The 24,860-nt window shown below is 33.7% G+C and carries 47 protein-coding genes; 6 read left to right on the forward strand and 41 right to left on the reverse strand.

Annotated elements, in window-relative coordinates:
* Window positions 1-131 precede the first annotated feature (131 nt).
* From gpGT to CD032_RS06670, 37 genes are all read right to left on the reverse strand, one after another.
* Window positions 132-653 (reverse strand): phage tail assembly chaperone GT, encoded by a 522-nt coding sequence (gpGT, locus tag CD032_RS06480; protein ID WP_103211286.1) that lies wholly within the window; start codon window positions 651-653, stop codon window positions 132-134.
* A 15-nt stretch (window positions 654-668) separates the two neighbouring features.
* Complete coding sequence (gpG, locus tag CD032_RS06485; RefSeq protein ID WP_103211287.1) at window positions 669-1,028, reverse strand: phage tail assembly chaperone G; 360 nt, start codon at window positions 1,026-1,028, stop codon at window positions 669-671.
* A 69-nt stretch (window positions 1,029-1,097) separates the two neighbouring features.
* On the reverse strand, window positions 1,098-1,295 hold the full coding sequence (locus tag CD032_RS06490) for a hypothetical protein (protein ID WP_103211288.1): 198 nt from the start codon (window positions 1,293-1,295) through the stop codon (window positions 1,098-1,100).
* Between the two features lie 18 nt (window positions 1,296-1,313).
* Window positions 1,314-1,910, reverse strand: a complete 597-nt coding sequence (locus CD032_RS06495; RefSeq protein ID WP_103211289.1) for a major tail protein — start codon at window positions 1,908-1,910, stop codon at window positions 1,314-1,316.
* Complete coding sequence (locus CD032_RS06500; RefSeq protein WP_126116909.1) at window positions 1,910-2,317, reverse strand: hypothetical protein; 408 nt, start codon at window positions 2,315-2,317, stop codon at window positions 1,910-1,912. Before CD032_RS06500 ends, CD032_RS06495 begins: the two co-directional genes overlap by 1 nt.
* Before the next feature lie 20 nt (window positions 2,318-2,337).
* Window positions 2,338-2,727: a hypothetical protein gene (locus CD032_RS06505; protein WP_103211291.1), complete on the reverse strand. Its 390-nt coding sequence runs from the start codon at window positions 2,725-2,727 to the stop codon at window positions 2,338-2,340.
* Window positions 2,717-3,085: a hypothetical protein gene (locus CD032_RS06510; RefSeq protein WP_103211292.1), complete on the reverse strand. Its 369-nt coding sequence runs from the start codon at window positions 3,083-3,085 to the stop codon at window positions 2,717-2,719. Before CD032_RS06510 ends, CD032_RS06505 begins: the two co-directional genes overlap by 11 nt.
* Entirely contained in the window at window positions 3,069-3,356 is a 288-nt protein-coding gene (locus tag CD032_RS06515; RefSeq protein ID WP_103211293.1) for a phage head-tail connector protein, read from the reverse strand. The genes CD032_RS06510 and CD032_RS06515 overlap by 17 nt, the downstream gene beginning before the upstream one ends.
* A 14-nt stretch (window positions 3,357-3,370) precedes the next feature.
* The gene (locus tag CD032_RS06520; RefSeq protein WP_103211294.1) at window positions 3,371-4,564 is read right to left on the reverse strand and encodes a phage major capsid protein; all 1,194 of its coding nucleotides are present in this window, start codon (window positions 4,562-4,564) and stop codon (window positions 3,371-3,373) included.
* A gap of 11 nt (window positions 4,565-4,575) precedes the next feature.
* Window positions 4,576-5,283 carry a head maturation protease, ClpP-related gene (locus CD032_RS06525; RefSeq protein WP_103211295.1) on the reverse strand — a complete coding sequence of 236 codons (708 nt, stop codon included), beginning with the start codon at window positions 5,281-5,283 and terminating at the stop codon, window positions 4,576-4,578.
* Window positions 5,246-6,424, reverse strand: a complete 1,179-nt coding sequence (locus CD032_RS06530; protein ID WP_103211296.1) for a phage portal protein — start codon at window positions 6,422-6,424, stop codon at window positions 5,246-5,248. The genes CD032_RS06525 and CD032_RS06530 overlap by 38 nt, the downstream gene beginning before the upstream one ends.
* Before the next feature lie 15 nt (window positions 6,425-6,439).
* The gene (locus tag CD032_RS06535; RefSeq protein WP_103211297.1) at window positions 6,440-8,110 is read right to left on the reverse strand and encodes a terminase TerL endonuclease subunit; all 1,671 of its coding nucleotides are present in this window, start codon (window positions 8,108-8,110) and stop codon (window positions 6,440-6,442) included.
* Window positions 8,107-8,469, reverse strand: coding sequence for a hypothetical protein (locus CD032_RS06540; RefSeq protein WP_103211298.1), 363 nt, complete (start codon window positions 8,467-8,469; stop codon window positions 8,107-8,109). The genes CD032_RS06535 and CD032_RS06540 overlap by 4 nt, the downstream gene beginning before the upstream one ends.
* Window positions 8,470-8,653: 184 nt before the next feature.
* Window positions 8,654-8,968, reverse strand: coding sequence for an HNH endonuclease (locus CD032_RS06545; protein ID WP_103211299.1), 315 nt, complete (start codon window positions 8,966-8,968; stop codon window positions 8,654-8,656).
* Between the two features lie 278 nt (window positions 8,969-9,246).
* Window positions 9,247-9,642 carry a helix-turn-helix domain-containing protein gene (locus tag CD032_RS06550; RefSeq protein WP_053464119.1) on the reverse strand — a complete coding sequence of 132 codons (396 nt, stop codon included), beginning with the start codon at window positions 9,640-9,642 and terminating at the stop codon, window positions 9,247-9,249.
* 13 nt (window positions 9,643-9,655) lie between these two features.
* Window positions 9,656-9,883, reverse strand: coding sequence for a DUF1514 family protein (locus CD032_RS06555; protein WP_103211300.1), 228 nt, complete (start codon window positions 9,881-9,883; stop codon window positions 9,656-9,658).
* A complete protein-coding gene (gene rinB / locus CD032_RS06560) occupies window positions 9,883-10,017 on the reverse strand; it encodes a transcriptional activator RinB (RefSeq protein ID WP_103211301.1) in 135 nt (44 codons plus the stop codon). Before rinB ends, CD032_RS06555 begins: the two co-directional genes overlap by 1 nt.
* A 1-nt stretch (window position 10,018) precedes the next feature.
* On the reverse strand, window positions 10,019-10,252 hold the full coding sequence (locus CD032_RS06565) for a hypothetical protein (protein WP_103211302.1): 234 nt from the start codon (window positions 10,250-10,252) through the stop codon (window positions 10,019-10,021).
* 1 nt (window position 10,253) lies between these two features.
* A complete protein-coding gene (locus CD032_RS06570) occupies window positions 10,254-10,484 on the reverse strand; it encodes a DUF1381 domain-containing protein (RefSeq protein WP_103211303.1) in 231 nt (76 codons plus the stop codon).
* 47 nt (window positions 10,485-10,531) lie between these two features.
* Window positions 10,532-10,954: a dUTP diphosphatase gene (dut, locus tag CD032_RS06575; protein ID WP_103211304.1), complete on the reverse strand. Its 423-nt coding sequence runs from the start codon at window positions 10,952-10,954 to the stop codon at window positions 10,532-10,534.
* Complete coding sequence (locus CD032_RS06580) at window positions 10,951-11,199, reverse strand: hypothetical protein (RefSeq protein WP_040030406.1); 249 nt, start codon at window positions 11,197-11,199, stop codon at window positions 10,951-10,953. The genes dut and CD032_RS06580 overlap by 4 nt, the downstream gene beginning before the upstream one ends.
* On the reverse strand, window positions 11,200-11,475 hold the full coding sequence (locus CD032_RS06585; protein WP_103211305.1) for a hypothetical protein: 276 nt from the start codon (window positions 11,473-11,475) through the stop codon (window positions 11,200-11,202).
* Window positions 11,476-11,674: 199 nt separating this feature from the next.
* A complete protein-coding gene (locus tag CD032_RS06595; protein WP_069973593.1) occupies window positions 11,675-11,980 on the reverse strand; it encodes a DUF1140 family protein in 306 nt (101 codons plus the stop codon).
* Entirely contained in the window at window positions 11,981-12,463 is a 483-nt protein-coding gene (locus CD032_RS06600) for a DUF3310 domain-containing protein (protein ID WP_231912215.1), read from the reverse strand.
* Entirely contained in the window at window positions 12,464-12,682 is a 219-nt protein-coding gene (locus CD032_RS06605) for a hypothetical protein (protein ID WP_103211307.1), read from the reverse strand.
* Window positions 12,683-12,693: 11 nt separating this feature from the next.
* The gene (locus CD032_RS06610) at window positions 12,694-13,095 is read right to left on the reverse strand and encodes a hypothetical protein (protein ID WP_103211308.1); all 402 of its coding nucleotides are present in this window, start codon (window positions 13,093-13,095) and stop codon (window positions 12,694-12,696) included.
* A 1-nt stretch (window position 13,096) separates the two neighbouring features.
* Entirely contained in the window at window positions 13,097-13,294 is a 198-nt protein-coding gene (locus CD032_RS06615; RefSeq protein WP_103211309.1) for a hypothetical protein, read from the reverse strand.
* Complete coding sequence (locus CD032_RS06620) at window positions 13,287-13,700, reverse strand: RusA family crossover junction endodeoxyribonuclease (protein WP_103211310.1); 414 nt, start codon at window positions 13,698-13,700, stop codon at window positions 13,287-13,289. Before CD032_RS06620 ends, CD032_RS06615 begins: the two co-directional genes overlap by 8 nt.
* 10 nt (window positions 13,701-13,710) lie before the next feature.
* Entirely contained in the window at window positions 13,711-13,947 is a 237-nt protein-coding gene (locus CD032_RS06625) for a DUF3269 family protein (RefSeq protein ID WP_103211311.1), read from the reverse strand.
* A 193-nt stretch (window positions 13,948-14,140) separates the two neighbouring features.
* Window positions 14,141-15,376 carry a DnaB helicase C-terminal domain-containing protein gene (locus tag CD032_RS06635; RefSeq protein WP_103211313.1) on the reverse strand — a complete coding sequence of 412 codons (1,236 nt, stop codon included), beginning with the start codon at window positions 15,374-15,376 and terminating at the stop codon, window positions 14,141-14,143.
* On the reverse strand, window positions 15,366-15,734 hold the full coding sequence (locus CD032_RS06640; protein ID WP_103211314.1) for a replicative helicase loader/inhibitor: 369 nt from the start codon (window positions 15,732-15,734) through the stop codon (window positions 15,366-15,368). The genes CD032_RS06635 and CD032_RS06640 overlap by 11 nt, the downstream gene beginning before the upstream one ends.
* Before the next feature lie 5 nt (window positions 15,735-15,739).
* Window positions 15,740-16,492, reverse strand: a complete 753-nt coding sequence (locus tag CD032_RS06645) for a DnaD domain protein (protein WP_103211315.1) — start codon at window positions 16,490-16,492, stop codon at window positions 15,740-15,742.
* Window positions 16,489-17,160 (reverse strand): putative HNHc nuclease, encoded by a 672-nt coding sequence (locus CD032_RS06650; protein WP_103211316.1) that lies wholly within the window; start codon window positions 17,158-17,160, stop codon window positions 16,489-16,491. The genes CD032_RS06645 and CD032_RS06650 overlap by 4 nt, the downstream gene beginning before the upstream one ends.
* Before the next feature lie 28 nt (window positions 17,161-17,188).
* Window positions 17,189-17,629 carry a single-stranded DNA-binding protein gene (ssb, locus tag CD032_RS06655; protein ID WP_103211317.1) on the reverse strand — a complete coding sequence of 147 codons (441 nt, stop codon included), beginning with the start codon at window positions 17,627-17,629 and terminating at the stop codon, window positions 17,189-17,191.
* A gap of 2 nt (window positions 17,630-17,631) precedes the next feature.
* Window positions 17,632-18,279 (reverse strand): ERF family protein, encoded by a 648-nt coding sequence (locus tag CD032_RS06660; RefSeq protein ID WP_103211318.1) that lies wholly within the window; start codon window positions 18,277-18,279, stop codon window positions 17,632-17,634.
* A complete protein-coding gene (locus CD032_RS06665) occupies window positions 18,272-18,526 on the reverse strand; it encodes a DUF2483 family protein (RefSeq protein ID WP_103211319.1) in 255 nt (84 codons plus the stop codon). Before CD032_RS06665 ends, CD032_RS06660 begins: the two co-directional genes overlap by 8 nt.
* A gap of 242 nt (window positions 18,527-18,768) precedes the next feature.
* Window positions 18,769-18,975, reverse strand: a complete 207-nt coding sequence (locus CD032_RS06670) for a hypothetical protein (RefSeq protein ID WP_103211320.1) — start codon at window positions 18,973-18,975, stop codon at window positions 18,769-18,771.
* Between the two features lie 76 nt (window positions 18,976-19,051).
* On the opposite strand from CD032_RS06670, the gene CD032_RS06675 reads away from it, so the two are divergent.
* On the forward strand, window positions 19,052-19,261 hold the full coding sequence (locus tag CD032_RS06675; RefSeq protein WP_038678654.1) for a hypothetical protein: 210 nt from the start codon (window positions 19,052-19,054) through the stop codon (window positions 19,259-19,261).
* On the opposite strand, the gene CD032_RS06680 is transcribed toward CD032_RS06675, so the two are convergent.
* The 4 genes from CD032_RS06680 to CD032_RS06695 all read right to left on the reverse strand — a co-directional run bounded on the left by CD032_RS06680 (window position 19,258) and on the right by CD032_RS06695 (window position 21,544).
* A complete protein-coding gene (locus CD032_RS06680) occupies window positions 19,258-19,470 on the reverse strand; it encodes a hypothetical protein (RefSeq protein WP_103211321.1) in 213 nt (70 codons plus the stop codon). The genes CD032_RS06675 and CD032_RS06680 overlap by 4 nt on opposite strands.
* Window positions 19,471-19,627: 157 nt before the next feature.
* Complete coding sequence (locus CD032_RS06685; RefSeq protein ID WP_103211322.1) at window positions 19,628-20,476, reverse strand: ParB N-terminal domain-containing protein; 849 nt, start codon at window positions 20,474-20,476, stop codon at window positions 19,628-19,630.
* A gap of 3 nt (window positions 20,477-20,479) precedes the next feature.
* Window positions 20,480-21,292: a DUF3102 domain-containing protein gene (locus tag CD032_RS06690; protein WP_103211323.1), complete on the reverse strand. Its 813-nt coding sequence runs from the start codon at window positions 21,290-21,292 to the stop codon at window positions 20,480-20,482.
* On the reverse strand, window positions 21,293-21,544 hold the full coding sequence (locus CD032_RS06695; RefSeq protein ID WP_069795256.1) for a helix-turn-helix domain-containing protein: 252 nt from the start codon (window positions 21,542-21,544) through the stop codon (window positions 21,293-21,295).
* Window positions 21,545-21,737: 193 nt separating this feature from the next.
* Here CD032_RS06695 and CD032_RS06700 point away from each other — a divergent pair, with 193 nt between their 5' ends.
* The 5 genes from CD032_RS06700 to CD032_RS06720 all read left to right on the forward strand — a co-directional run bounded on the left by CD032_RS06700 (window position 21,738) and on the right by CD032_RS06720 (window position 24,850).
* A complete protein-coding gene (locus CD032_RS06700) occupies window positions 21,738-22,070 on the forward strand; it encodes a helix-turn-helix domain-containing protein (protein ID WP_103211324.1) in 333 nt (110 codons plus the stop codon).
* A gap of 11 nt (window positions 22,071-22,081) precedes the next feature.
* Window positions 22,082-22,546, forward strand: coding sequence for an ImmA/IrrE family metallo-endopeptidase (locus CD032_RS06705; protein WP_103211325.1), 465 nt, complete (start codon window positions 22,082-22,084; stop codon window positions 22,544-22,546).
* A gap of 15 nt (window positions 22,547-22,561) precedes the next feature.
* Window positions 22,562-23,053 (forward strand): PH domain-containing protein, encoded by a 492-nt coding sequence (locus tag CD032_RS06710; RefSeq protein ID WP_103211326.1) that lies wholly within the window; start codon window positions 22,562-22,564, stop codon window positions 23,051-23,053.
* A 128-nt stretch (window positions 23,054-23,181) separates the two neighbouring features.
* Window positions 23,182-23,730, forward strand: coding sequence for a hypothetical protein (locus CD032_RS06715; protein ID WP_174890065.1), 549 nt, complete (start codon window positions 23,182-23,184; stop codon window positions 23,728-23,730).
* Window positions 23,731-23,791: 61 nt separating this feature from the next.
* A complete protein-coding gene (locus tag CD032_RS06720; protein ID WP_019469759.1) occupies window positions 23,792-24,850 on the forward strand; it encodes a site-specific integrase in 1,059 nt (352 codons plus the stop codon).
* Window positions 24,851-24,860: the final 10 nt, after the last annotated feature.

A 24,860-nucleotide genomic window follows, 5' to 3' on the forward strand; every position in this document is an offset into this window, starting at 1 on the left:
CCTTACTTACAAATTCCTAATAAAGTAATTAAAAGATACAAGCAGTCAACATGCTGTCACATTTGTAATGAATAGGCGCTTCAATAAACGCATTTAACATTTGTTGTTCCATAATTCAAAACCTCCTATATTTACTGTCCAAAGGCATCAAGCATAGACGACTTACGTTCCGCTTTAGCTTTCCTATTTAAATCATCGAACACCAAATAAAACGGAATATTTAACACATCGTTGTACGTCTGCTCACCGTCTTTGACCATTTTCTTAATAGTTTTTTTCAAATTTTCTTTATGATCTTCCCAACCATTCACCGAAATGGATTGCACATTTTCATTAGACTCAACTTCATCATCTAAGTTTTGACCACTACCTATAAAAACAACTTGTTTGTATAGTTCGTGGGTACCTTCGTACGATGTTAGACCGTCAATAAGTTGTCTTTTAGAAAACTGGTTATCGAATATACGGACAACTAGGTCTATCATTACGTGTAACTCGTCATTGTCTGGATTGCCTTTTAACGAAGCTAGAAAAGAAACACATTCATATACCAAAGAAAAAGGAATGCTTGGACGAGTTACGAATATTTCGTATCTCATCGGCACTCCTTCACTATCAAAGTTAGTAGCTAATTCTATTTTGCTGTGTTTCATTCATATCACCTCTTATTACTTTAGAAGCTGTTTCAAACGTTTTTCATTTTCTTCTGATAACTCTCCTTGGGAAACGAATTGGATTTGCGCTCTTAATTCTGGAATTGCTTCTGGTGCATGCAATCCGTCCATTAATTCTTGTACAGTAAATTGTTTTTTATAAATATCTTCTGCAACTAACTTAAACATTTCTCTAATGCTTTCAATTCCTGAATCTTCTTCTAGTTTTTCAATTTCTTCCACTTTCTCAAATACATTCATTAACTCACTGAAAGGTAAGTGTTTAGGTGTGAAGTATACTTTAGTTTCAAATTCACCATTTTCTTTTTCACCTGTAATTAATTCGATAAAGTTTAATTTAGTTTGTTTAGCCATTTATAATTGCTCCTTTGATTTTTGTATTTTTATTTGCAAATAAAAAAGAGGGCATTAAGCCCTCAGTAATTACTCTTCTTCTTTAACTTCTTCCACTTCTCTTATGAACGGTTTACCTATTTTGTTATCTTTGCTAGATAACGATTCAATACGTGATTTACTAACTTTCTTATTAGATGGTTTTGGATAGTTGTCTCCAACTTCATAAAGTTTATTTTTGTCTTCACCATCTCTAAACTTAGCTATTACTTCATACTTTTTAGCCATATAGAATTACCTCCTGTCTTAGACTGTTGGTTCTGTTACTGCGTCTGGGTGTGCCTCGCCAAATACTTTTTCCCATATACTGTGCAACGCTGCATTTGTGCCTTTAGGGTCAAATCCTAAGAACATAGCTTTTGGCTCATCGTAACCTTCGACATCTTTCGCAATGAATGTTCCAGTAGTTGATTGACTAGAGAATTCGATTTCGTCAGATTTTGTAGACCCTTCCACTTCTGCGAATGTGAACTTACCAGATATTAAACCTACAACTTCTCGACCTTCTGCCGATGTACGTTCTAGTAAGACAGCTACATCGTTTGGTGTATCATTACCTACTGCTACGATTCCGTTTTCATCTGTTTCTAATCCAAATAAAGCTGCTCGATCTTCAAGTGCTAATGTGTGGAAACCTGATTCTAACTCCACATCACCGTTACTTACTGCTGTTTCCATTGTTCTGTTGTCACCATGTGCTTTAACAACTTCTTGTTCTTTAGAAATTGTAATTTCTTGTAACCCTTCGATGCGCTCTGGTGTTTGTACTGTTGAATCATCTTGATTTAATACTTTGTAGTTAAAGTTATCTAAACCTGTAAAACTTGTTTTTTGTTTAGCCATTATAATTCCTCCTGTATATTTAATTCAGAACGATAAAAGGCCCCCTCGTATCTACGAGCGGACCTGTATATTTTTAATTCTCTATCGTATTCTGGTTTTGCATTTGCGGTATTTTCCATTTTTAACTTTTCTTTCATCAACCTAGAAATGTGATAACTAAGTTCGTTCCTAACATGATAAGCTTGATAATCACTTGATTCTGGTACAAACAAATCAATCTGTACCAAATAACTTAAAGCCAAGTTATCATTATCTGCATATGCAAGTGGTAAAGTATCGTCAATTTCACTCATGACAATGTAAGGTTTCGATGCATCAGAGGGTTCTGGGTATTCGTAGAATTTAATTCTTTTTCCTACATGTTCTATAACTTGATTGTCGTTTATCAGCGTATTATAAATGTCCATTAGAATATCCCTCATCTACATCACCCTTTCTCTAATTCTCTTTTAACTATTTTGAAATAGGTATCTCTACCACTTCTTAAAGCTCTATCAATCGCACCTTTACCATCTGGATTGGGGTTTTTGACAGTACCAAATTCATTTAAATGTATAATTCGATAACGATCTTTAGGACCTTTCCAATGCACTTTTATTGTACGTACACCATTTAATGAATAAGGTTTAGATAATGTGACTTCATCAATACTGGCACCTGTATCTTTAAAGGATTGGAAGTTGCCTTGTATCTCTTTAATTATTACTTGACCACCAGCTATAAGTGCTTTATCAGTTATCTTTTTCATTTTTTGCTTACCATATTTACGCTCTAATGCTTGTTCAATTTCTTTCAAACCTTTCAATTTAACTGTCATTAGCGACACCTACAACTTTGATTATTTCTCTATTACTTGAATTAGGTGCAAAATCAATAACTCTGAATGTTAAATCTTGATATAGGTCATGCATCAACTCGAACGTATCGGAATGTTTAATACGGTAATCTGAATGGGGGTTTCTAAAATTAACAGTCACTTTGCTTGTGCCTGTAACATTACTTGTTTTCTCTAAGTCTTTAGTTGAACTTTCGTAAACTTCACAAAGTGTAGTGAAAACATCCTCTGCTTTGCTGCTACCGGGTAAAGGACCTTCATTTTCAACCATACGAAAAAAAGTAACGGGAACTCTAAGGTCTCCGTTACTTATCTCTGGTGGTTTATAACTTTTCTTCATAATCAACCTCCTTCATATTTTCTAAAGCGAAAGAAGTGATTTGTGATAAAAAGTTTTCGTGAAAATATTCTAATACATCGTTATAAGCATATCTTGTACGCTCATATACAAGTTCTGTACCTCTTATGTTTTCACCGACTACAAAGTCTTGGCAACGATACTTTATATCTTCGTATGATTGCTCAAGCAATGACTTGATATGTTCATCTTCAAATGTATGAAATATTTTCAATCGTCTTTTCATTTCATCTACTTGTGTTTGTGTGATCATTTAATCACCTTCTATTAAACTTCAGGCGTTGGTTCTGGTTTAGCTGCGATATTTAGGTCATATACTAATGAAGTTTTATTATCATCAGGCATGCCGTGTGCAAATTGCTTAGCGATAAATACATCTGCATCTTCTAAAGCTAATGTTTGGTCATAAGACTTAATGTTAACTGCGCCAGTTTGAACTGCATAGTAACGACTACCTACTACAAATAATGCTTGGTTTTCTGGTACGAACTCAGAAGCAATAACATCTACATTAAATGGTAACGAAGTGACCCAAGAACCATTAACTGTTTGCATTGTGTTTTGAGCTTTAATATAGAATTGGTCGGCAGGGTTAACTACTAAAGTCACACCTGATGTTACATCTACTTTATGTCCATTTTCTTTAGTAGATAGTGTTGTTAATGCGCCAGCAAGTTCATTAGCAGTAGTTTGAGCGTCTGCGAATGTTAATGTACCAGTTGCCGTTTTATCTGCTGCACCTGTTACAGTTACACCATCAGTATCATACGTTAAGTCTTTAGTTAGACCATACGGTTGGTTAGATGCTGCGCCATTACCTAAAACAACGCCTTCTTCTAATTTAAGAGCCATTGCTTCTGCTAATTGTAAACGTACATAACGTTCAACCCATTCCGGACCAAAGTCGAGCATATCTTTCGGTACAATCGCAAATGTTGTTAATTTGTTTTGTGAGAAGCTTAATTCTTTAAAATTAGCTTGGATTTGTCCTTGAATTTTACCAAAGATTTCTCCCCAGATTGCTGCTCCACTTGGGTCTCCAACAATCATACGTGTTTTAATTCCAGCAATTTGGAAATTAATTTTAGATAGTAAAGGGCGAGCCTGTTGCATATCTTCGAATACACGTAATACTGTAGATTCAGGTAAGATAACTTCTTCTTTGTAAGTATCTAAGTTAGCTTCATCTTCTACTAAGTTTGTGAAGAAACGATTTTCTTCTGCAGTTAATATATTATCTCCACGGTTCATACGTACTTGTTTATCCGTAGTAGTGTTGTGGACTTCTTCACGTGCTTCTTTTAAAACTTCATTGTGTATGTTTTGAGAAAAGGCAGCCATATATTCAGCATATTTATTTTCCACTACCTCTTGCTCTTCTTCATTACGTACTGCATTGAAATATTCATTCTTTAAATTCTCAACATCTTTGTTGATTGCATCCTTAAATTTCATCGTCATACTTTTTCCTCCTATAATAACCTTTTTGTTTTAGGTTTTTTATTTATGTTTTCAAACGACTTAACTATATTTGTTAAGTTTTCAACTTGCTCTCTTAATTCAATGATTTCTGCGTTATTTTCTACTTTAGTTTCTTTAGGTGTTTCAACCTTCTCTTTTGTATCATCTGCAAAACCTTTATCTACTGCGTCTTTAGCAGTAAACCAAGTTTCCTCAGACATCATTTGAGAAATTTCTTCACGATCTAAACCAGTTTTTTCTTGGTAAATGTCCACAATGGATTCATCAATCGTTTCTAAAGCGTTTAGCGTTTTTTTAATATCGGCTTTATTACCAATAGCTAAAGTTGCAGCTTCATGTACCATGATTGAAGCACCTTTTTCCATTACAATAGAATCAGCAGCCATAGCGATAATCGATGCAGCACTTGCAGCTAAAGCAGTAACTTCTACTGTAATGTTTGACGGGTGATTCTTAAGGTAGTTGTAAATTTCGATACCTTGGAATACATCACCACCAGGACTATTTAATCTAATAACAACATCTTTGTTCACATCGTCTAATACATCCGCAATATCTGTACTATTGATAGTTTCATCTGCAAAAATTGAAGCTTCGGCAACGGGTCCTCCTAAGGTGAGAATGACTTTATCGTCTTCTACTTCATTCTTGAACGAATATTTAGACGTTGCTTTGATTAATTCTTTCTTCGTCTTCATTATCAGTCTCACCTCCTTCCGTTGAATCTTCTTTTTCATAGTTTTTAGTCAAAATAAAACGGTCTCCACCTTCAACAGGTTCAAGACCGAGCATTTCGCGCACTTCATTTTGTTTAGCTGCGCTTGACGATATTAATTTGTCTACTTTTTCCGCATTCTTAATAGGATCTACCTTGTTAATGCCTACGACTTTGACACATTGTCCTTTTAAATATTCTTGTTCTGTAAAAAACTTACTATTTAATTCATCTTCAATTTTAGTGACAAGTGGATTGATACAGAAATCAAGATAAGCATCCATAGCATTATTAAGGTCTGCTACATCACCATGAATAATATTAGATGGTATACCAATAATCTTAGCTACATCATCAATGAATAAACGTTTAACTTTTTGCAAGTTTTCAGCGCCGTTATCAGTCCCATTAGCATTGTCTTTGGATAATTCTTCGTAATCAAATCCGGGTACTTGTGGTACGATTGCGACACCATTATTTTTAAATTGACTATATATTTTATCGATATACTTCTGTAGCCTTGTCATTTTATTATTGTCTAATTGGCCGCCACCATTACCAACACTAACAATACCTCTAATTTGGTTCTTACGTAATTGCGTGTCCATCATACGACCGAACAACTCGCCGTAATCCCCAAACAAGCCATCTACAAATCTTTGTAACTTATCGTTGTTGTAGTTTAGATAAACTACTTCATCCATCTTAAAATTGCGTTTAAATACATAGTCTTTAACTACTACATCTTTAAACAAGTCATCATAGACTGCATATTCTTCTCTATAAAAATCATCAGCAATCAATAAGTCATCGCTATCAGTCTTTATAATTAATACTTCGTTGTCATACACAAGTTTATAAATAACTTTATGCCAAAAGTCTGAAGCACTAGAATCAGTATTAGGTCGTACATTTAATTTGTAATACAACTTGTCTCTAACTAATTCTTGTCCATCTTTAACCCAAAATTCCGATTGGCTAAAGGTACGAGCAATAAAGTTAATAGAGGTTTCAAGTGCAATACGTTTCAAATACGACCTACTAGCAGGGTCATAGGCTAAATCCAAATCAAGCATGTCTCGTAAGTCTAGATTCCTTTTCAGTATTGAATCAAAAATTCCCAATAAATCACCTCCTAACTAGAAATCAAGTTTATCTAATAAGTCAAATGCTTGATCTAAATCTATTTCTTCTATTTCGTCTACACTATATAAAGCGTGTAAAAAAGCATGAAAACCATCTGTTTTTCTTCTGTGTTCGTCTTTCTTGATAAATTCTTTATTACCGTCTTTTTTCACCTGGACTGCCACATTATTTGTGTACCAACGCATCAACGGATTATCGCCATATATGACACGACGATTCGCAAACAACGTTTCAATGCGTGGCGCTAATTTACTGTGAACGCCTCTAGGGTTGCGCAACACCTCTATATCAAAACCTGCTTCTTCAAACAGTGGGCGCATTAAATCCATTCGGAAATTATCGGCTACTACTTTTTGAATTGCGTACTTTTTACGCATTTCTATGAACCAATTAACAATATGAATCGGGTTAATAGATGGTTCATCAACTATTGTTAAATGCCCTTCTTTCTCCCATTGTTTGATAGGTGGCTTAAGTTTAGCTTCGTCTAAATAATCTTTACGAGCGAATGAGTGTGATATCCATACGACATCGTCTCCTTGCTTAAACAACAATCCAACTGCTGCAAAGTCTTTAATACTTGCATAGTCAACGCCACCAATAGCTGTTTTGTTTTTTAACGGCGGAATATTGCGAGCTGTCGCAAGCACATCTTCACGAGATGCTACAATTTTACTTGAATCTTCTTCGGGTAGGTTCATACGCTTTGTTATAAAGTTTTCATAACCACTAGGGCTATGCTCTAAGTCTTTATGTTGGTTAAGAACCTTACGATAAAGGCGTTTACCATATTCACTCATAGGCTCTTCAAACATTGGATTCGCTTTAGACCATGTACTAGGGTCGTCTTTTTCTTCTTTATGATCTAACTTACAAATAAATGGAAACAATCTATCATCGGGTGAACGACCTTCAAGAATTTCTTTAGAACGGTCTTTCATTTTATCTAAGAATCCTTCACGAACAAATCCATCAGTACCTATAAAAAATTCTCTAGGGTGCTTTACTTTACCAAGCCCACTAGAGAATACGTCTACTATGTCATTGTTTTCATATCTGTGAATCTCATCATAAATAATAAAACCTTCACGTCCACCATCTTTACTACCAGCATTACTTGTTGCGAATTCAAATTTACTTTGTGTTACTTCTGATGTTATGCGTAATTTGGTTAAATCAAAGAATCCTTCACCTTCAACATCATTTATCTTTCCACTGTATAAATTATGTTTAGTAATTTGTCTGTGCATTTCTTCAAATGATGTTTTAGCTTGTTTTTCAGTGTTAGCTACAACCGTTCCGTCGTAATTATCTACACCATGTAGCTCACTTATTAGATAGTTAGATAAAGCACTAATCAAACCGTTTTTACCAGCACCACGTGCTACTAACCAAAAGAACTGTTCAAAGTATAATTCATCTTCTTCATCAAACAAGAAAATAAAGGCGATTAGAAATTTTTGAAATGGTTGTAATTTAAAATAAAACTTTTCTGTAAAAGCAATACACTTTTCAATTTGTTCATCATCGAAATATAAATCTTCTCGATACAAAACGTTAAGTTCCAAGTGATCTATTAATTTAATTCGGTCACTGTTTAAATTGATTTCGCCATTTTTATATTTATCTATGTACCGTTGTACATGTTTATTTACTTTCGTCATAATAAACTCCTACCTTTTTCCTTCACTTCTTGCGCTACATCTTCAGGTAACAACCGCGTTAGTTGTTGTATAATTTTCTGATAAGCACCATCACGAGAATTGAAAAGTTTGGCTATTGGTCGTTCACGTTCGTATGGAGGGGCACTCTCTGATTGAGTGAATAACTCATAATCGCCATTTTCTTGGATATCCAACCATGCGTCATCAAGTAATACACGCATTCTAGCAGCTTGAACGATTAAGCCTTGCGCCACTCTCTTTTTGTCATCTGGTATAGATTGGAAAACCTTGTCTAAGCGTTTCTTTTCTTTATCTACTCGTGCCTCATGCTCTTTAATTTGTTGTTCGTTTCTTTCCACAGTTATCACCTCTTTTCTATATATGCTTTAGGGAGGGGGTTATACGCGATATTTGTTAGCAAATGTCGAGAAAAGACTCCCCACCTCGTTCCCCGAGGTTAAAATAAAATTAAAAATATTTTGGTGGGGGGATTTAATTTTTTTGAAAAATATTTTTTAAAAATTTATTTTTATTTTTTTTAAATTACCACCATTCATCATTCCAATTATCTTTTTTCTTTTTATAAATATTTCTATCGTGATGATTTTCGTGACAAGCAAAGCAAACTGTAACTAAATTATCTATATCTAATGCTAAGTCTGGTCTGTCCTTTAACTCTTGCTTATGATGAACAATTAATCTTGTGTCTTTAGACGTAACTACTCTGCCATTATCTTTGCACCACTGACATTCATCATTATCAATCTCACGCCTTATCGCCTTTATGTCTTTCCATTCTCTCTTCTTATAAAATCTCTTACGATCATTCACATCTTTATAGTTAATATCATCTATCATATGCAATCACCTTATCTTTATTAATGAATGGCATATGCTAACTCATATCAACACTACGAGCATGACTAAAAGTTATATAGTTGGAGTTCATGTGTAGTGTTCATATCAATAAGCACAAAGAAGACACACAGGTAATCACCCCTGCGTGCCTCAATATAATATAGTATTGTTATTTATAATAAGTCACTGAAACTTATCGTATATCTATATTATATACCGTACCTATGTACAGTACATAATAGTGTGTAATCTGTGCAAAGTGTGCAATATGTGCAGACTTATTGGTGCTTCATGTATGTGTCTACTATCTTATCTATACGACTATATATACTTCTTCTACTAATACTTAGTAGTCTTTCTATAGTCTTGATAGTTTCTCCTTGTTTAAGTAATTGTAATATGTGGTAGTTCTTATCATTAGTGATATAACACTCTAGCTTATCTACAAAGCCTATCTCTTCTATAAGCTTCTGTGAGTGTCTCTTGTCCTTATCATTGCGTATCACTCTAACTAACACCTTATCTCCTGTCTGTCCTTGACCTTTCGGCATTGCCGCCTCTATACCATACTGCCCTGTTGAGGTACTGTCATACTCGTACACCTTATGTTCTAGCAAGTTAACACGCCAATGATAGCCTGTAATTAATTGTCTTACCTCTGATTCACTGTACATCTAATACCTCCAGTTATTTAATACGTTTATCCCATGCATCTTTTATCTCTCTGATCTGTTCGTCAGTGAGTTCATCTTCCTTCAACCTCAACGCCACATCACCATGATCATTGAATATAATATCTAGCAAGTACGCAACCTCATATTCCAGTGCATCTATCTTAGTATCTTTAACTGAATTGTATATAAGAGAAATGACTGCGATTACGCCTAGAAGAATAGTTGATATAATCCAGAACATTAGTCGCTCACCTCATAGTCCTTAGGATACTGATCCACCATGTCATTAGCTTGCATGCGTACTATAATTTCATTCGTAACGTATTTGCTTAATTCATACAAGGTAGTGATTAGTAGTGTTTTAAGTATTTTCATTTCATCGACTCCCCAATCCTAATATGTCCGTTCTAATTTTCTTAACTTCTAAGTTATATTTTTCTGCAAAATTCAATGCGTCATCATAATCTTCATACAATCTAACCTTAGTAATATCTGTTGTAGTTTCTATAGTTTTCTCGATGACTTCCCAGTCAGCATAAAAACTCACAACTGAACCGGTAGCCATTTGATTATTGCGTGTAACAACATAATAGTATTTACCTATTTCCATCTCACTCACTGTCCTTTCTATACATACCAGCTTTTAACGCTCTACTAATAGGACCGTTATTAAAACTAGATGGTACTACTTCCAATAATCCTTTAGGTTTCCTTACCTTCTCTTTCGCATCTTCCTTATTCTCTGCGTCCACTACAATGAATTCTTCATTCTCCTTAGCTCTGGTTACATCAAAGAACACTTCACCTGTTGTGTGGGTTGTTTTGCGTACTAGGAATTGCATGTCGTCACTCCTTGCCTAATATTATTCGTACACGTTCAACGATATCTTTAGTATCCTGTTGATCCGTATCCGCCTCTGTCTGATTCTTCTTCGAATTTTTCCACATTTTCTACCTCCATATAACTCACTGGCGCAACAACTAGCTGCGCTAATCGTTCACCTTTTTGAACTATAATAGGTTTATCGCCTATATTATCTGTAATAATTCCAACTTCCTTATGGTATGTGTAATCTATAGTTCCTAATGCAACACGTAATTTAGTTTTTAATGACTTTCCTGAACGTGGTCTTACTTGTCCTTCGTATCCGTAAGGTAATTTTATAGCTATATCTGTTTTAACTAACTTAGTAGTGTGTGGTGGAATGTTTACTGTTTCCGATACATATAAATCCAATCCACTATCACTAGGGTTTGCTCTTTTTGGTTTAGTTGCGTTGTCGCTTAATAGTTTGATTTGTAGTTTAGTCATTTTGTTTGTCCTCCAATAATCTCTTCTATTTCTTCACACATTAATCTTTCACCAAAATCATATTCGTCAGTATGTTTCTGTTCTTTTAATCTTTCGGTAGTGAAATTTTTTACTTCATCTAAAGTTTTAGCTTTGCGATAGACTTCTTCAAGTTCTTTAATTCGTTCGTTTAATTCATCCATTGAAGTTTCATTATCTACTGTAAAAACTATTTGCTTATTGCTTTCCTCATACTCATACGCCATCTACTTAACCCCCAACTTATCTAACTTACTTCGATATTCTCTATACATTGAACTGCCTTGATGCAGTGATAATTTATAATCTATGAGCTTTCTAAACTGTTTCAGTAATGCAAGTTGTTCGGCGTTCTCTCGTTCCAATCGTTTATTATTCGCACGCAAGACGATTAAATCATCTACACAGTGTTGATACGCTTGTTTGTATTGGTCATGTTGCTTTTTCACTTTCTTCAACCTTGCATCCATAACACTTACATGAAGTTTCGTTTCTGAATTCATAATTAACACTCCTTTATCCCATTTAAAACTTTCCTGTTATGTTTCTTGTCCTCTGGTAACACTGCCATGACAATGCTACGTGTATTGAGAGAGTATAAGAATCCTTTAACTCCCCAATATCTTAGTAGCTTTGTCATTTCGACAGTGTTTCTGCCTTTAGTATCAATTTTGTACTTAACTTTGATAGTTTCTGATAGCATCATGATAATTTATATTTCTCCATTACTATGTCGTACTTCTCAACAAACTTATATCTGTCTTGGTGTAACTTCTCACTCCACTGTGTATATTCGTCCATTGCTTTAAGTTGTTCAATTAATCCTTTTATTTCTCTCTGCGTCTGTTCAGCGGCAGCCACTGCTTTCCAGTATCTACTTGTACCAACTTCTGCCTCATAACTTGTGTTACTATATTTCAAGAATTGTTTATATGTTCTATCAGCTCTTTGAAATAATGATTTAACAATCAAGTCAGAATTTTTTAGTAGTATGTCGTTAGGTGTCATTTACTTCACATCCCAATTCTCAAACGCACGTTCTATTGACCATTTAGCTTTAGCAACATCTTCTTTACCATTCTTATGCGGCGCCCTGCTAATATATTTGATAGCATTGCCAATGTGATAAGCTACGTTTGGATTGTAATGTTTGGTAACCTGGTCGATGAAGTCCACAACTTCTATATCACCAAAGTTATAATGTGAAGGACTGTTGACGTTATCCTTACGCTTACGTTGTTGTACGTCGTTGGATTGTTTATCCAATCCCATACGCTTCGTCTTATTTTCTATCTCTTTCGCCCACAACTCAAAATCGTTGAAGTCTGTGATTTCATATCTGTGTTTAGCTAGCGATTCGATAATTGCATAGTTTCCTTTACCGTCAATCTCAACCACTTTACCTATCACACGCATGCCACTGCTATAATTACCTGCACCTAAGTCATTCACAACAACGTATTTACCTATTTTTAAATCACTGATTTTCATCTAACGCACCGCCTCTGCTTTTATTTCTTTGATACTCACTTTCTCTGCTACAATTTGGTTTGGTCCAGCTTCTCTTTTTGTTAGAGAACTTGCCATTCGAGCAAATGTACCTTCTGTAATATTCATCTTCGCTTGTATTTCTTGTCTAGTACCGGCACAAATCACTTCATCCCCTTTATATACAACATATTCGTATGCATGTGATCGTCCTTTTGCCATTCTGTCCACCTCTAAACTAATTGTTGATTGCCATATTTATCTTTTTTAAGTTTTGCTACTAAATTATTTTTAGATAATTCCTGAAACCACTTACTGCTACATTTCGCATCGTCAATCATCTGTAAGCGTTCCTGTTCCTTACGTTGCTTTTCTTCCGCTAATGCTTGCTTGCGTTCTTCACGTTCTCTGTCCTCACGCTTTAATCTAGCTAACCCTTGTTGAGCATCATAATCTCTAACGTATTTACGAAAATGTCTTATACCTTTTTCCATATGTTTTTTGATTGTTCCATTACTTATGCCCAATCTCGTTGCCTCTTTGTAATCTTCGACTGGTATTAAGATTGCTTTATCCCAGTTTTGCAGTGCATAACACACTTCGCCATTCTTATCTTTCACACGTTGAAACCTCATCTCAATAACCCCTATCTATAATTTTTACGTCGATTATATCCCTAAATAAATTTTCATCTGTGTAATCATCTAAATTTGTAATCATGTGATTCGATATTCTATGTTCTACATCGTTATCTGGTTCACCATTTTTAGCAGGAAATGTATATTGTCTTTCATACTCTATCGTGTATTTAATCTTTAACGTTTCTTCATTCATTTAGATCACCTTCTACTTTTTCAATGTGAATAATCACTCTCGGCTCAAAGGAATAAGTTTTTATACCTCTTGCATCAGCAACGATATTGTCATCAGCCCATAAGTGATTATTACCAGCATCAAGTATTGTCTTAATCAAATTATCTACATCTGGTTTGGTTATTTTATATTTACCTGCCATTGATTGTTGTTTTTTCTTACTCCAACTTTTTAACATTGGAAAGTGAAACTCTATGAGTATTATCAGTGGCCCATCTAGCAGAAGTTTCGGCATTTGTTTTTGTAACTCTTTCTTATGCTTCATATAATCGCTAGACATGTATGTTTGTACAAATTTTCCTGCATTTCTAAATCTCGGTCTAGGTGATGCCATAGGAGCATCTACCGTAAGCTCTATGCGTTTCATTTATTCACTCCTAGAGGTCAAATATATTCATTTGGCTGCCAAGCTCATGCTCGTAGTACAGATTGTGTACTCCCTTAAAACTCATCAGCTCATCATCAGTCATATTTTTTTCTGTACCTGCAAAGTAAGCACCAGTTAAATTTCCTACGTTATTCACGTTAGGAGCTAATGGAATAACTGAAATTACTTTTTCATTATTCTCTCGGTACAAATAAAATTTATTTTTATAACCATCAACTAATCCCATCTGTCTGACCACTCCATATCTTCAAAAATAATGTCCTTCTTTTCTTCGTACACATCAAATGGCGTTATTCGCCCACTCACAAGCAATCTTTCAGTTGCCCAACCTAACTCAAGCAAATTGCGTTGGATGAGCGTATCGCCCTTGTATGTCGTTCTGAATAGGTGTCCTAGTAGTTGTTTAAATTGATTTATACTCATGTAAAAAACCTCTGCGTTGCTTTATAGTAATCAAACTCAATCACACCAGTTTCACCGTCTTTATTTTTTGCAATGTTACATTCAAGAATAGATTTATCTGTATCTTCGGCATCTTGGTCATAATAATCATCTCTATATAAAAGCATTGCCAAACTTGCATCTGCTTCAATACCACCAGACTCTTTCATATCCGATAACATTGGGCGTTTGTCATTACGTGTTTCTACCGCACGACTTAATTGTGAAAGAATGACTATGACAGCACCTGTTTCGTTAGCTACAATCTTCAAATCTCGAGATAATTTTTCTACTGCCACACGTCTATCTGCGTTGGTATCTGTACTCATTAACTGCAGGTAATCTATAAAAATAATTTGTGGTTTATCTGATGATTTCATTGCTTGTGATCTAACATCTTGAATAGTAGTTGAGCTTTCTTCACTGATATTGATACCTAGCTTCAGTATTTTATCCATAGCGCTAGTTAACTGTGTTAATTCCTCTGGTGTTAGGTCTTTGATTCCCATTATTTTCTTTAATGGAATGCCTGTAATCGTAGCTAATAGTCTTTGTAATACGTTTACACCAGTTGTTTCTATACTGAAGAATGATGTTTCATATCCTTGTTTGGCAATATTCCATAGCATATTAAGGGCGAAACCAGTCTTACCTATACTAGGTCGTGCTGCGATTACAACTAACTGACTAGGTTCAAATCCACCTATTTTATGGTCCATCAATGGAAACTTCGTTTTGATTGTTCGTGACGGTTCATCACTGTACAGCAACTCCACATAATCATTTACAAATTTTTGCGTTCCGTTCTCTTGTTTAGTAGTAATATTTGTTAGGTCTTTCAACTCATCTAGCATCGCATTTAGATTTTCATTAGTTGCATTCGCTTTAAAGTTATTTGTAATTTGTTGAGCTTTTATAATCTGATAGTTCTTTAATAAATCTTGCTGGTATCGTTCAAAGAAGCCATAACCTATAAAGTCTGATTGATATAGTTTACCTATCACATCATTACTTAGGAATGTTTTATCCTTAGCGCTCTTGAGATATATTTCATTTAAATCGATTTTCCCTTGATCTAATATATATTCGAGAAAACTCTTGAAATATTCGTTCTGGAACATATAGGGCTTAACTCTTAATTTCTCAAGCAAATCTGGTTTTTTTAACAAACTGGCAATGACTGTACTTTCAATCTCATATTGCTCATTCAACATAGTCATCACCTCTGTTGTTATATTCTTGGACCTTTTGTTTAAAAGCATCTAGCGCTTGTTTCCTGCGTTCCACATACTCGGGATCGTTTTCCATTTTCCATCGATGCGTTTTTGTTTCATCATCCAGTTCATCTTCTTGCATTAACTTTGGTGATGCCCGCATAATGTTAGGTATTTTAGGAGGATAAACATTACCATCTTTAATATATTTTTTGGCCATTTTCATTGTTGGCTCATAATCCCCATCTTCAGTTAAGAACTGAATCCATAAATTAAACTTATTCTCGGTTAATTCCATATTGTAGACATTACTTACAACTTCAATAATGTGAAATGCTTCTTTTTTAGTCATCGGCATAATGTCTAACCTCCATATATTTCTTGACGTTTCTTCTCTAAGAAATCTTCGGTTTGATCTTTAGACTGCTTACGTTGTTTAGGTGTAACTTTAGCTGTAGCTTTTTCTACAGTGTCGATGCCTTCCTTATTCCAATTTTTTAATATTGATATTAGGTAAGGTATTCCTTTGTCTTTTTCTCTACAGTAATCGACAGCTGTCTTTGTTATTTCATATGCATCATTTTTAATTTGGTTTATTTCATAATCTAGGTTTTCTACTTGCAACATATTACTAACTGGATGTAATTCTTTAGATATATATTCAAATATTTTTGAGGTGTCTATACTATCTGTAGAAGTCTCTGTGTAGTCTATGGTATTGGTTTGCTCATTTTGAGCATCTCCATTTTCTCTTTTTGATACATTCGTTTGCTCATTTTGAGCAACTCGTTTGCTCACACCCTCTAAAACTTCATAATTTATCGAATACCATTTTGTTTTATCAAATCCTGCTTTGTTAAAATTACCTGTGAATAATAAATTTTGTTTTTCTAAACTTGATATTGTTCTTCTTATAGTAACGTTGCTCCAAAAAGGAAATTGCTTTTCCCAATTTTTATAACTGTTATAAATCCATTTCTTATCGTCGTGTGAGTGTTTACTTGCGTTCAACCAATAATGCATTTGTTGTAGTATGATTGCTTCGTTTAATCCAATATGTTCTGCTAATTTAGGCAGCACTTGTATTGGATAGTCATCTATTAATAATTTACTCAATCTGCTTTTTCTCCTTTCAACATCTTATTCAGCTTCTCGTCTACATCAAGCCAGCTGTCTGTAAGATGATATTTCTTGTTAAAGCTATCCATGCCTATTTGATGCTGCTCTGTATGATGGTTTCTACACAGCGCTAACACTTTATTTCCATAATGGTCTATCTTATTTCTGTTGCGTCCTCTACCTACTGCTTGATAATGTGCTAAGTCGGCATTCTTAGCCCCACAGACAACACATGTTCTGTTTATGGTAGATTTATATATAAAATACTTATCGTTGCTCATAAGGTCGCTAGTGGCTTTGTGGATAGGTATGTTATTTGCGAATATAAAATCAAGTATCAACTCGATTAATTCACTCGCCTGTCGTCTACTGCAGTTGCTTAACGAAATAGGTTCATAACCGTGTAAGAACTCCAATTGTTTTTGGAACATATACCGTAAGTAGTCCATTGGCTGTCCGTAGTGATTGAATATATCTCTTATCATTGCGAATACTTTTCTACGTTGCTTATCGGTTATTTTGTATGGATCACTTACGATTACGTCGCATTCTACTTCTAGTCCGTTATCTAACAGTAAGAAGTCTTTATTTTCTAAAGTTACACCCTCGATGACAGCAGTTATTGTGCCGTCATCTTGCTGGATGTAGTTTTTAATAATTGGCATTACATCACCTTGTTTATATTGCATACAATTAAAATGGCAAATCGTCCGGGTCCACATCTACACCGTTTGCAAATGGATTGTCATTGCTTAACTGTTGGTTATTTGTGCCAGTCTGTTGTCCTTTTGAAACATTCTGTTTCTGTTCGTTATTCTTTGTCTCTAAGAACTGTACGCTGTCCGTAACAACTTCGGTAACGAAAATACGACGCCCCTCTTGGTTTTCATAGCTACGTGATTGGATACGGCCATCAACACCAGCTAAATGGCCTTTAAATAAGTATTTGTTTACATTCTCTGCTTGCTTTCTAAATACAACACAGTTTATAAAATCTGCTTCACGTTCACCTTGCGCATTTGTGAATGTACGATTGACTGCTAACGTGAAAGTTGCGACATTCACGCCAGATGGTGTTGTTCTGAATTCTGGGTCTTTAGTTAAACGACCGACTAAAATTACTCTGTTTATCATGTTTATTCAATCTCCTTTAACCATGTTTGTATGGACTTTCTACTTTTATTGATTTTATCGTTACTCAATTCATCAATATTCATATTTTTTAAAAAGCTTATTTTTCCTTTAAAATCTTCTGTTTTGTTATTTCGTTCTACCTCATTTATAAAATCGTTTATTTCTTTTTCTAATAACGCTTTAATTTCAGGGTCTACTTTTGAATATTTATCTTGTTTTTCTTTTGCATCTGCATCGTCTTCATCAGTTGGAATGTTGAAGAATTTCATTAAGAAATAACGTTCTGCGTACGTTAATGCCGTACCATGTGCTTGTGAAATATCACTTTGTTGTCCGAAAGCATGATAACTAATATCCAATTGTTCTTCTGGCTTATCAGCATTAATCCATTTGTAGTTAAGGTCCATCTCTACAACGAAATCTACTACTTCATAACCTTTTTTATTCTTGTATGAGTGCGTAGTCCATTGTTCATTTGACGTACTAGGTACAAGTAATAAATTATGCTCGACCATTTTACTTCTGATACGATGTAATATTTGCGAACCAGATACATAGGAGTAGTTGTAACCCTTAGTATCCTTTGTAAATCCATCTATATTTGCTTTTACATCTGCTATCTTTTGATATAAATTTAATTCTTCACTCATTTACTTCAACCCTCTCACTTCTTTGTATCTTTATATGAGTTGATTCATATATAATTTTGTCGTGTAGTGACCAGTCGATTTCTAACACTTCGAAATCTTCTTCGAAAAATTTACGTGCTGTTTCTTCTTCGTCTGTATACTCAACTTTGGGCGCTCGTTCAGTTGGACGATTGTTTACATAATGATCTACATTCTTGTGAACGATTCTGCAATATTCCTTTCTAGACAATGATTTTTCCTTCGCCATTTGACGAAACACCTCTATTCCGTGTATATTTAAGTTGTATATTTTGTAAATCGTTTGACTGTTAGCAATTGCCGTTGCTTTCAGTCTTTTTTATTGCGTCAAGAAACTTATCCCAGAACCAATACAGTCCGAAACCTGCCATTACCGATAACAACATACCGATGTAGAAATCGTTTGTCGCTACGCCTATTGCTATTGTTGAGAATGGCATAGATAGAAATGTTAATAGTGTTCTCATGTAATCACTCCTTTCCTTTTAGTATTTCTTCCGGTATTTCGTGGTACGGGAATTTTTCTTGAAACATTTTAACTGGTACTCTGCCTGAAATAGTAAAGTATCCTTGTTTTTCCATTTCTTCGTTCATACGCTTGATATATTTGCATGCGGTAGATGCTGAGACCTCCAATACATTTCCTACTTCTTTTGAAGTTAGTACGTTTTTAATCATTACGTTTCCTCCTATTGTTCGATTTTTATATTGCGTAACGTGTTTCTGTTATAATCACCTAAGGAGGTGAAATAATATGAATGCAAAATCAATAAACGATTCATTAAATGACAATTATGCTGTAGTGGTTAAATATATTAATGGCAAACACACTACTGTAACTCGTTCTGAAATCATTGATGAATCAACTATCTTTGCAAATGAAAACCAATTTATAAACTTGAACAATGTTACAAATGCGATAGTTTGCAAAGATGAACGTCAAGCAAGTAATGCTGCTCGCTAATAATTGAACGCTGTAGCACGTATTGCTTCAATCAACTTCGCAGCAGCTTCAACCTGTTGTGGAGTTGGTTCTTTTCTCGTTTTTTCTAAAACTACTTTCAATGTTTCCATTTCTTCTACTAGCACTTCATTGTTTAATTCTTTAAAATTTTTCATGTTATTCTCTCCTTTAGATATATCTACTTCTAAACCTTTAATTTTATCCGTCATTGAAATTCCTCCTACTGTTCGATTTGTGATGCGGTCCTCTTTAAGGGTGTCCACATTATGGACAGCCTTTTATTTCTACACACAATATGTGTAATAATTGAGGTGGCGAGTAACCACCTCGTGTGGTATAATTATGTTGTTGATATTTACTCTTTGGCTATCCATTTAGGGTAGTCTTTTTTTGTGCCCAGTCTTTTCTAGTGTTTTCAATAATTAACTCACCATTATTTTTAATGTAGTATTCTATAAATAAAGGACTATCCTGACTTAATTTGTCATTGTATTTATCAATAAATTCTTTCAATGCTTCAGTAAGGTTATAACCTTTAGTTCTTAAATCATCATCGAATTTTTTCTGCAACACTTTTCTTATCAATCTATCACCATCAAAACCTTCTATTCTAAATAAGGAATAAAGAGCTAATGCTGGTTTTGTCCTTTTAGGTGTATCAGTTTCTTTTCTAAATTTTTCATAATACTTAAAGAAGTTAAGTGTTTCTTCAAAATTAATAAATTCAAAATTTCCTGATTTAATAAGTTCGGTAATACCTGAAGAAGTAGTCTTATTTCTCGCTACTGAAATAACAACTGTAGTACCTGCATATTTTTTATTAAGTAAATTTAATAGTGATACATATTCTTCTGAACCTTGATTTGCATAACTTTCAATATAATTCAACATATTCCATTTTCTTTGCGTTGTGTTCATTCTTACTATGTCGTGTTCATTTAATCCCGGTTTAATAATATATTCGACTGGTACACCTGCTTTTCTAGCGTGTTCCACTCTGTGTTGACCATCTATTACAACCATATGCTCATTTACAATAACTGGACTTATAAATCCTTCTTCGGCTTGTTCTAGCATTTCCTTTGTAATAAGAACATTTCGATTAAATTTAGTAAATTTGAAAATATCTAAATCCTCTGTTTTATATACTTCATTTACTGGTAATTTCAATTCTCTTTGCTTAAAATCTTTTCCGTTGATATCTACTCTTTTCATAATCTATTGCTCCTTTAATATTTTTTTTATTTTTTCTATTTCATTTAATGCATTTTCTTTATTTATATGATGGTTGTAATGATCGATAAACTTTTCTACAGGTTTTAACAAATGAATAAAAATTGGTGTGTAATCTTTGTTGTCATCTTTTCCAGTGAATTCAGTAGTTTCATTTGGCTGATTCATAATATCTCTAACTTCATTTCTAAAATCATCTGCTTGCTTTTTGTAATACTCACGTTCACTTTGTAAATGTTCATTCATATTTTTAATGCTTTGATAATCCTCTGGCTCCATGTATTTCTCAATCACTTCCGGATCTCTATCCTCTGCCTCTTCTAACTGTTTACGTGCAATTGATTCAGAACGTTGTGCTTGTTCTAGTTGGGATTCTAGTTGGGATTTTTCTTCGTCGCGTTGTTTGAGTTGTTTTTTGTATTTTTCTAATTCTCTAGTTGTCGCTTCATCTATTGACTTGTTACCATTTTCGGTTTCGATACCGTTTTCTATAACGTGATTGCGTTGTTCTTCAGGCATAGTTGCTAATTGGTATAATGCTTTAATTCCTAAATGCAACACCGGTGTTGTATTTGAACTTCGAAACTCTTCTGCTATTTTTATGAACCTCTGAGCTTGTTGTTTGTGCATTCCTACATTTTCAAGCCATTTACCAAATTCACCATGTACAAGATCGTTCTCTTTCACATGTTTTAATCTTCGACCAATTTCAAATATGGATTGACCTGCAATGTTTTGATAACTTTTAATTTCTGTTTCGATAGTTGTTAAGTCATCACTGAGTTGTAATTCATTCAATTAATTTACCTCCTTGTTTTTATTTTGTTCTCTATCGGGAACGTTATGTGTAAAAAAAATATCTAAGTTATTAGTTTCGTAACCTAATATTTTAGCCATTTTTATAAACTCATTTGCACCGATATCTACAAATCCGTTTTCTCTTTTGGCATAAGGTGTTCTTGTTTTCCACCCCATTTTGTGAGCCATCTCATCTTGCGTAATTCCACAAGCAATTCTTTCGGCTCTCAATCGCTTGAGATTCAGTATCATATTGTCACCTCCAATCGTTCTCGTTTGAGAACTGTATATAACTTAACACGCTTCGTTCTCGTTGGTCAACACTTTTGTTATTTTTTTACTCAAAAAAGTTTTTTCTTCCTATATATTGTATTCTTTTGGGAACGGTGTTATAATCAAGATGTTCACTTAAGAGAACAAATAAATTATTCGGGAGATACTAAAAATGAGAACAAATGATGAAATAATCACGGTAATTAAAACAACATTAAAAGAACAAAACATGTCACTTAGTGAATTGGCTCGTCGTGTGGGAATGGCTAAATCCGCTGTATCACGTTATTTAAATTTAACTAGAGAGTTCCCTTTGAATCGTGCAGAAGATTTTGCTAAAGCACTTCATATTAGTACTGAATATTTACTTGGGTTTGAAGAAAATGAACAAGAACAACCAGAACAAGACACAATCGCAGCACATTTTGATAAAGATGGCTTAACAGAAGATGAAATAGAAGAAGTTAATAAATTCATAGAATGGGTTAAGAATAGAGATAAGTAAGGGGTTTTTGTATGGGGTTATACGAAGATTTATGTATGGCAAACGAAAATGTAGAAATTAAAGAAACCAGTCGCTTACCTAGTTTTCAACCCGGTTGTTATATAAATGGAGAAATTTTTATAAAAAATAACATATCTGACATTAGAAAAGCAGAAGTGTTATTTGAAGAATTAGGTCATCATGAAAAGACATATGGGAATATACTTGACCAGTCTAAATGGATTAACCGTAAATTTGAAAATTACGCAGTAAGACATGGTTATCAAGCTGCCCTACCATTACGTTTAATTATAGAAGCATATCATTATGGAATAAGTAACTTACACGAGTTGGCAGAATATGTCGAGTTAAGCGAAGAGTACATAATTAAAGTGATTGAGTTTTATAAAAAGAAATATGGTTTATCCACCTATTACAAAGGATACGTAATCAAGTTTGAACCGTTACAAGTATTTGAATTTAAAAATTTAGATTAAAAGGAGTAATATATTATGGCTAAAAAAACAAAAAACTTATCATTAGTTAAAGAAACAGTACTAAATGAAAATGAAGAAATACAATATAGTATATTTGGAACTTATGAAACTAAAACGTTAGGACAAGAAACAATTAAAAATGGCGTTTTAGTAGCAACGAATAAACGCATTATTTTTTACGCTAAAAGATTCAGTGGTTATGATTTAGAAAATTTTGATTATAATAAAATAAGTACATTTGAATTAAGTAAAAAATTTACTGGGAATACTTTGTCTTTTTATTCCAGTGGTAATAAAGTTAATATGAAATGGATAAATGATTCTGAATTGGATGATTTTATAGCTTATGTAAATGATAAAATGCAAGAACCAAAAGAAAAACCTTCTCAAACTGAAAATAAAAATGATAACTTAGAGCAAATCAAACAATTAAAAGAACTTTTAGATATGGAAGCAATAACGCAAGAAGAATTTGATTTAAAGAAAAAACAATTGTTAAATTTGTAAATTTGCATATACGATATGTTAGGTGAAGAAAAATTATTGGTCGTGTTGTCGCAAGTCAAAAAAACATATTAATACTAGCGTCCTTAGTGGCGCTTTTATATAAAATTTATTATTAAGGAGAATGTGAAGTGAAAAAGGTTTTATTTTTAATATTAGCAAGTTTCTTGGTATTAGCAGCATGTGGACAAGAAGAAAGTAAGTCGGAAGATAAGAAAGAAACAAAATCATCTAGCAAAGATAAAAAGAAAGAAGATAAGAAGTCAGATGATGATAAAAAAGACAATAAGAAATCAGATGAAGAAAAATCTAAAACAGATGATAAAAGTTCTGAACAAGTAGCAGATAATGAAAATGTAAATACAGAAGAACAACCTAACCAAACACAACAACAGCAAGCCCCTATTCAACAGGAACCTACCGACCAAGAAAAAATGGAGGCAAACGCAAAAGTAGCCAAAGAAAATGGTTACACAGGTATACCGAATGGAGATGCAGGTTTAATTGACCCAGAAGAAGCTAATAGACAACTTGAAGAAAATGAAGCTGCAATGGAGAGAGAAGAATCGCAAAAAGAAAGTGAAATAGATGCAATCAATGAAAAAATGGATGATCCTAACATTTCAGATGAACGATATAATGAATTAGTAGATGAATATAATGCAAAAATTGAAGAATAATTTTACGGGTAGCTCGCCTACCCTTATTATTTTTTATCTTTTTTAGGAGGAATTGATAAATATGCCGATATATAAAGATGATAATACAAATAAATGGTATTTTTCCACTCGTTATAAAGATGTATATGGTAATAACAAACGGAAAGTGAAACGTGGTTTCAATACAAAACGTGAAGCTAAATCAGCAGAAGCAAATTTTCTAACAGAAATAGAGACGGGTTACAGTGATTCTAATACGTTTGATTATGTATTTAATCATTATTTAGAACACACGGACTTGAGAAAAAAGACACGCCGAAGAAAAGTAAATGAATATAACAAACATATTAAAGATAAATTCGGTCATATTAAAATGAATCAAATTAAACAAAACCAATGCCAAGAATTCAGAACATATTTAATGAGTGCCGTAAATAGTCCAAATACAGCAAGAGCGATATGGTCTAGTTTTAAAGTTGTTATTAATCACGCAAAAAAACATTTTGGTTTGCGTATAGATCCAACTATTTCAATTACACCTATTCCTAGAGTGAAACCTAAACCTAAATATATGTTAAGAGAGGAGTTTGAAGATAAGATAAATAATATTAAAGAAGATGATTATAGAGAGTTGCTTTATTTAATGTTTTATACGGGTTTACGTGTGGGAGAAGCTATGGCTTTAACTTGGGAGGATTACAACAAATATAAAAAAGAGATATCCATCAATAAAACGATGGATACCTCAAATAGAGAAATTTATAATCGTGCCAAAAATGAATCTTCTGAAGACATTGTACCATTACCAAGTTTCATAAACCAAATGTTAGCTAATAGATACGAACGAGAAAAAGTAAAATATAAATATTTTGATGAAACTTCTTATTTTATATTTGGTGGAATGGAACCTAAGCACTATAAGCACTTACAAAAGAAATATAAAGAAGTATTTCCACAATATGATGTTCATACTTTAAGACACTCATACGCATCTTATTTAGCCAACAGCGGTGTAGATATTTTTGTCTTACAATCTTTAATGCGTCACTCTCAAATAACAGAAACAATGCAAACTTATAGCCATTTATATACCCAGAAAAAACACGATGCTATCGCTGTTTTCGAGAATTTTCAAAAATAAAATGGTATCA

Origin of the sequence: Staphylococcus cohnii subsp. cohnii (genome assembly GCF_002902365.1) — a bacterium.
Classification (GTDB): domain Bacteria; phylum Bacillota; class Bacilli; order Staphylococcales; family Staphylococcaceae; genus Staphylococcus; species Staphylococcus cohnii.

What these genes read in the sequence shown, in the direction of transcription:
- gpG (WP_103211287.1), bottom strand. Translation starts at nt 1,028, where the DNA reads ATGGCTAAACAAACTAAATTAAACTTTATCGAATTAATTACAGGTGAA.
- CD032_RS06720 (WP_019469759.1), top strand. Translation starts at nt 23,792, where the DNA reads ATGCCGATATATAAAGATGATAATACAAATAAATGGTATTTTTCCACT.
- CD032_RS06600 (WP_231912215.1), bottom strand. Translation starts at nt 12,463, where the DNA reads ATGAAAATCAGTGATTTAAAAATAGGTAAATACGTTGTTGTGAATGAC.
- CD032_RS06640 (WP_103211314.1), bottom strand. Translation starts at nt 15,734, where the DNA reads ATGCCGATGACTAAAAAAGAAGCATTTCACATTATTGAAGTTGTAAGT.
- CD032_RS06665 (WP_103211319.1), bottom strand. Translation starts at nt 18,526, where the DNA reads ATGGCGAAGGAAAAATCATTGTCTAGAAAGGAATATTGCAGAATCGTT.
- CD032_RS06515 (WP_103211293.1), bottom strand. Translation starts at nt 3,356, where the DNA reads ATGATCACACAAACACAAGTAGATGAAATGAAAAGACGATTGAAAATA.
- CD032_RS06705 (WP_103211325.1), top strand. Translation starts at nt 22,082, where the DNA reads ATGGGGTTATACGAAGATTTATGTATGGCAAACGAAAATGTAGAAATT.
- CD032_RS06495 (WP_103211289.1), bottom strand. Translation starts at nt 1,910, where the DNA reads ATGGCTAAACAAAAAACAAGTTTTACAGGTTTAGATAACTTTAACTAC.
- CD032_RS06635 (WP_103211313.1), bottom strand. Translation starts at nt 15,376, where the DNA reads ATGTTGAATGAGCAATATGAGATTGAAAGTACAGTCATTGCCAGTTTG.
- dut (WP_103211304.1), bottom strand. Translation starts at nt 10,954, where the DNA reads ATGACTAAACTACAAATCAAACTATTAAGCGACAACGCAACTAAACCA.
- CD032_RS06660 (WP_103211318.1), bottom strand. Translation starts at nt 18,279, where the DNA reads ATGAGTGAAGAATTAAATTTATATCAAAAGATAGCAGATGTAAAAGCA.
- CD032_RS06610 (WP_103211308.1), bottom strand. Translation starts at nt 13,095, where the DNA reads ATGAGGTTTCAACGTGTGAAAGATAAGAATGGCGAAGTGTGTTATGCA.
- rinB (WP_103211301.1), bottom strand. Translation starts at nt 10,017, where the DNA reads ATGAAAATACTTAAAACACTACTAATCACTACCTTGTATGAATTAAGC.
- CD032_RS06585 (WP_103211305.1), bottom strand. Translation starts at nt 11,475, where the DNA reads ATGAATTCAGAAACGAAACTTCATGTAAGTGTTATGGATGCAAGGTTG.
- CD032_RS06520 (WP_103211294.1), bottom strand. Translation starts at nt 4,564, where the DNA reads ATGACGATGAAATTTAAGGATGCAATCAACAAAGATGTTGAGAATTTA.
- CD032_RS06620 (WP_103211310.1), bottom strand. Translation starts at nt 13,700, where the DNA reads ATGAAACGCATAGAGCTTACGGTAGATGCTCCTATGGCATCACCTAGA.
- CD032_RS06500 (WP_126116909.1), bottom strand. Translation starts at nt 2,317, where the DNA reads ATGGACATTTATAATACGCTGATAAACGACAATCAAGTTATAGAACAT.
- CD032_RS06685 (WP_103211322.1), bottom strand. Translation starts at nt 20,476, where the DNA reads ATGAAAAGAGTAGATATCAACGGAAAAGATTTTAAGCAAAGAGAATTG.
- CD032_RS06700 (WP_103211324.1), top strand. Translation starts at nt 21,738, where the DNA reads ATGAGAACAAATGATGAAATAATCACGGTAATTAAAACAACATTAAAA.
- CD032_RS06550 (WP_053464119.1), bottom strand. Translation starts at nt 9,642, where the DNA reads ATGTACAGTGAATCAGAGGTAAGACAATTAATTACAGGCTATCATTGG.
- CD032_RS06505 (WP_103211291.1), bottom strand. Translation starts at nt 2,727, where the DNA reads ATGACAGTTAAATTGAAAGGTTTGAAAGAAATTGAACAAGCATTAGAG.
- CD032_RS06555 (WP_103211300.1), bottom strand. Translation starts at nt 9,883, where the DNA reads ATGTTCTGGATTATATCAACTATTCTTCTAGGCGTAATCGCAGTCATT.
- CD032_RS06680 (WP_103211321.1), bottom strand. Translation starts at nt 19,470, where the DNA reads ATGACGGATAAAATTAAAGGTTTAGAAGTAGATATATCTAAAGGAGAG.
- CD032_RS06695 (WP_069795256.1), bottom strand. Translation starts at nt 21,544, where the DNA reads ATGATACTGAATCTCAAGCGATTGAGAGCCGAAAGAATTGCTTGTGGA.
- CD032_RS06525 (WP_103211295.1), bottom strand. Translation starts at nt 5,283, where the DNA reads ATGAAGACGAAGAAAGAATTAATCAAAGCAACGTCTAAATATTCGTTC.
- CD032_RS06650 (WP_103211316.1), bottom strand. Translation starts at nt 17,160, where the DNA reads ATGCCAATTATTAAAAACTACATCCAGCAAGATGACGGCACAATAACT.
- CD032_RS06490 (WP_103211288.1), bottom strand. Translation starts at nt 1,295, where the DNA reads ATGGCTAAAAAGTATGAAGTAATAGCTAAGTTTAGAGATGGTGAAGAC.
- CD032_RS06615 (WP_103211309.1), bottom strand. Translation starts at nt 13,294, where the DNA reads ATGAATGAAGAAACGTTAAAGATTAAATACACGATAGAGTATGAAAGA.
- CD032_RS06570 (WP_103211303.1), bottom strand. Translation starts at nt 10,484, where the DNA reads ATGCAATTCCTAGTACGCAAAACAACCCACACAACAGGTGAAGTGTTC.
- gpGT (WP_103211286.1), bottom strand. Translation starts at nt 653, where the DNA reads ATGAAACACAGCAAAATAGAATTAGCTACTAACTTTGATAGTGAAGGA.
- CD032_RS06595 (WP_069973593.1), bottom strand. Translation starts at nt 11,980, where the DNA reads ATGACACCTAACGACATACTACTAAAAAATTCTGACTTGATTGTTAAA.
- ssb (WP_103211317.1), bottom strand. Translation starts at nt 17,629, where the DNA reads ATGATAAACAGAGTAATTTTAGTCGGTCGTTTAACTAAAGACCCAGAA.
- CD032_RS06710 (WP_103211326.1), top strand. Translation starts at nt 22,562, where the DNA reads ATGGCTAAAAAAACAAAAAACTTATCATTAGTTAAAGAAACAGTACTA.
- CD032_RS06605 (WP_103211307.1), bottom strand. Translation starts at nt 12,682, where the DNA reads ATGGCAAAAGGACGATCACATGCATACGAATATGTTGTATATAAAGGG.
- CD032_RS06535 (WP_103211297.1), bottom strand. Translation starts at nt 8,110, where the DNA reads ATGACGAAAGTAAATAAACATGTACAACGGTACATAGATAAATATAAA.
- CD032_RS06625 (WP_103211311.1), bottom strand. Translation starts at nt 13,947, where the DNA reads ATGGGATTAGTTGATGGTTATAAAAATAAATTTTATTTGTACCGAGAG.
- CD032_RS06545 (WP_103211299.1), bottom strand. Translation starts at nt 8,968, where the DNA reads ATGATAGATGATATTAACTATAAAGATGTGAATGATCGTAAGAGATTT.
- CD032_RS06565 (WP_103211302.1), bottom strand. Translation starts at nt 10,252, where the DNA reads ATGGAAATAGGTAAATACTATTATGTTGTTACACGCAATAATCAAATG.
- CD032_RS06580 (WP_040030406.1), bottom strand. Translation starts at nt 11,199, where the DNA reads ATGGCGTATGAGTATGAGGAAAGCAATAAGCAAATAGTTTTTACAGTA.
- CD032_RS06510 (WP_103211292.1), bottom strand. Translation starts at nt 3,085, where the DNA reads ATGAAGAAAAGTTATAAACCACCAGAGATAAGTAACGGAGACCTTAGA.
- CD032_RS06670 (WP_103211320.1), bottom strand. Translation starts at nt 18,975, where the DNA reads ATGATTAAAAACGTACTAACTTCAAAAGAAGTAGGAAATGTATTGGAG.
- CD032_RS06675 (WP_038678654.1), top strand. Translation starts at nt 19,052, where the DNA reads ATGAATGCAAAATCAATAAACGATTCATTAAATGACAATTATGCTGTA.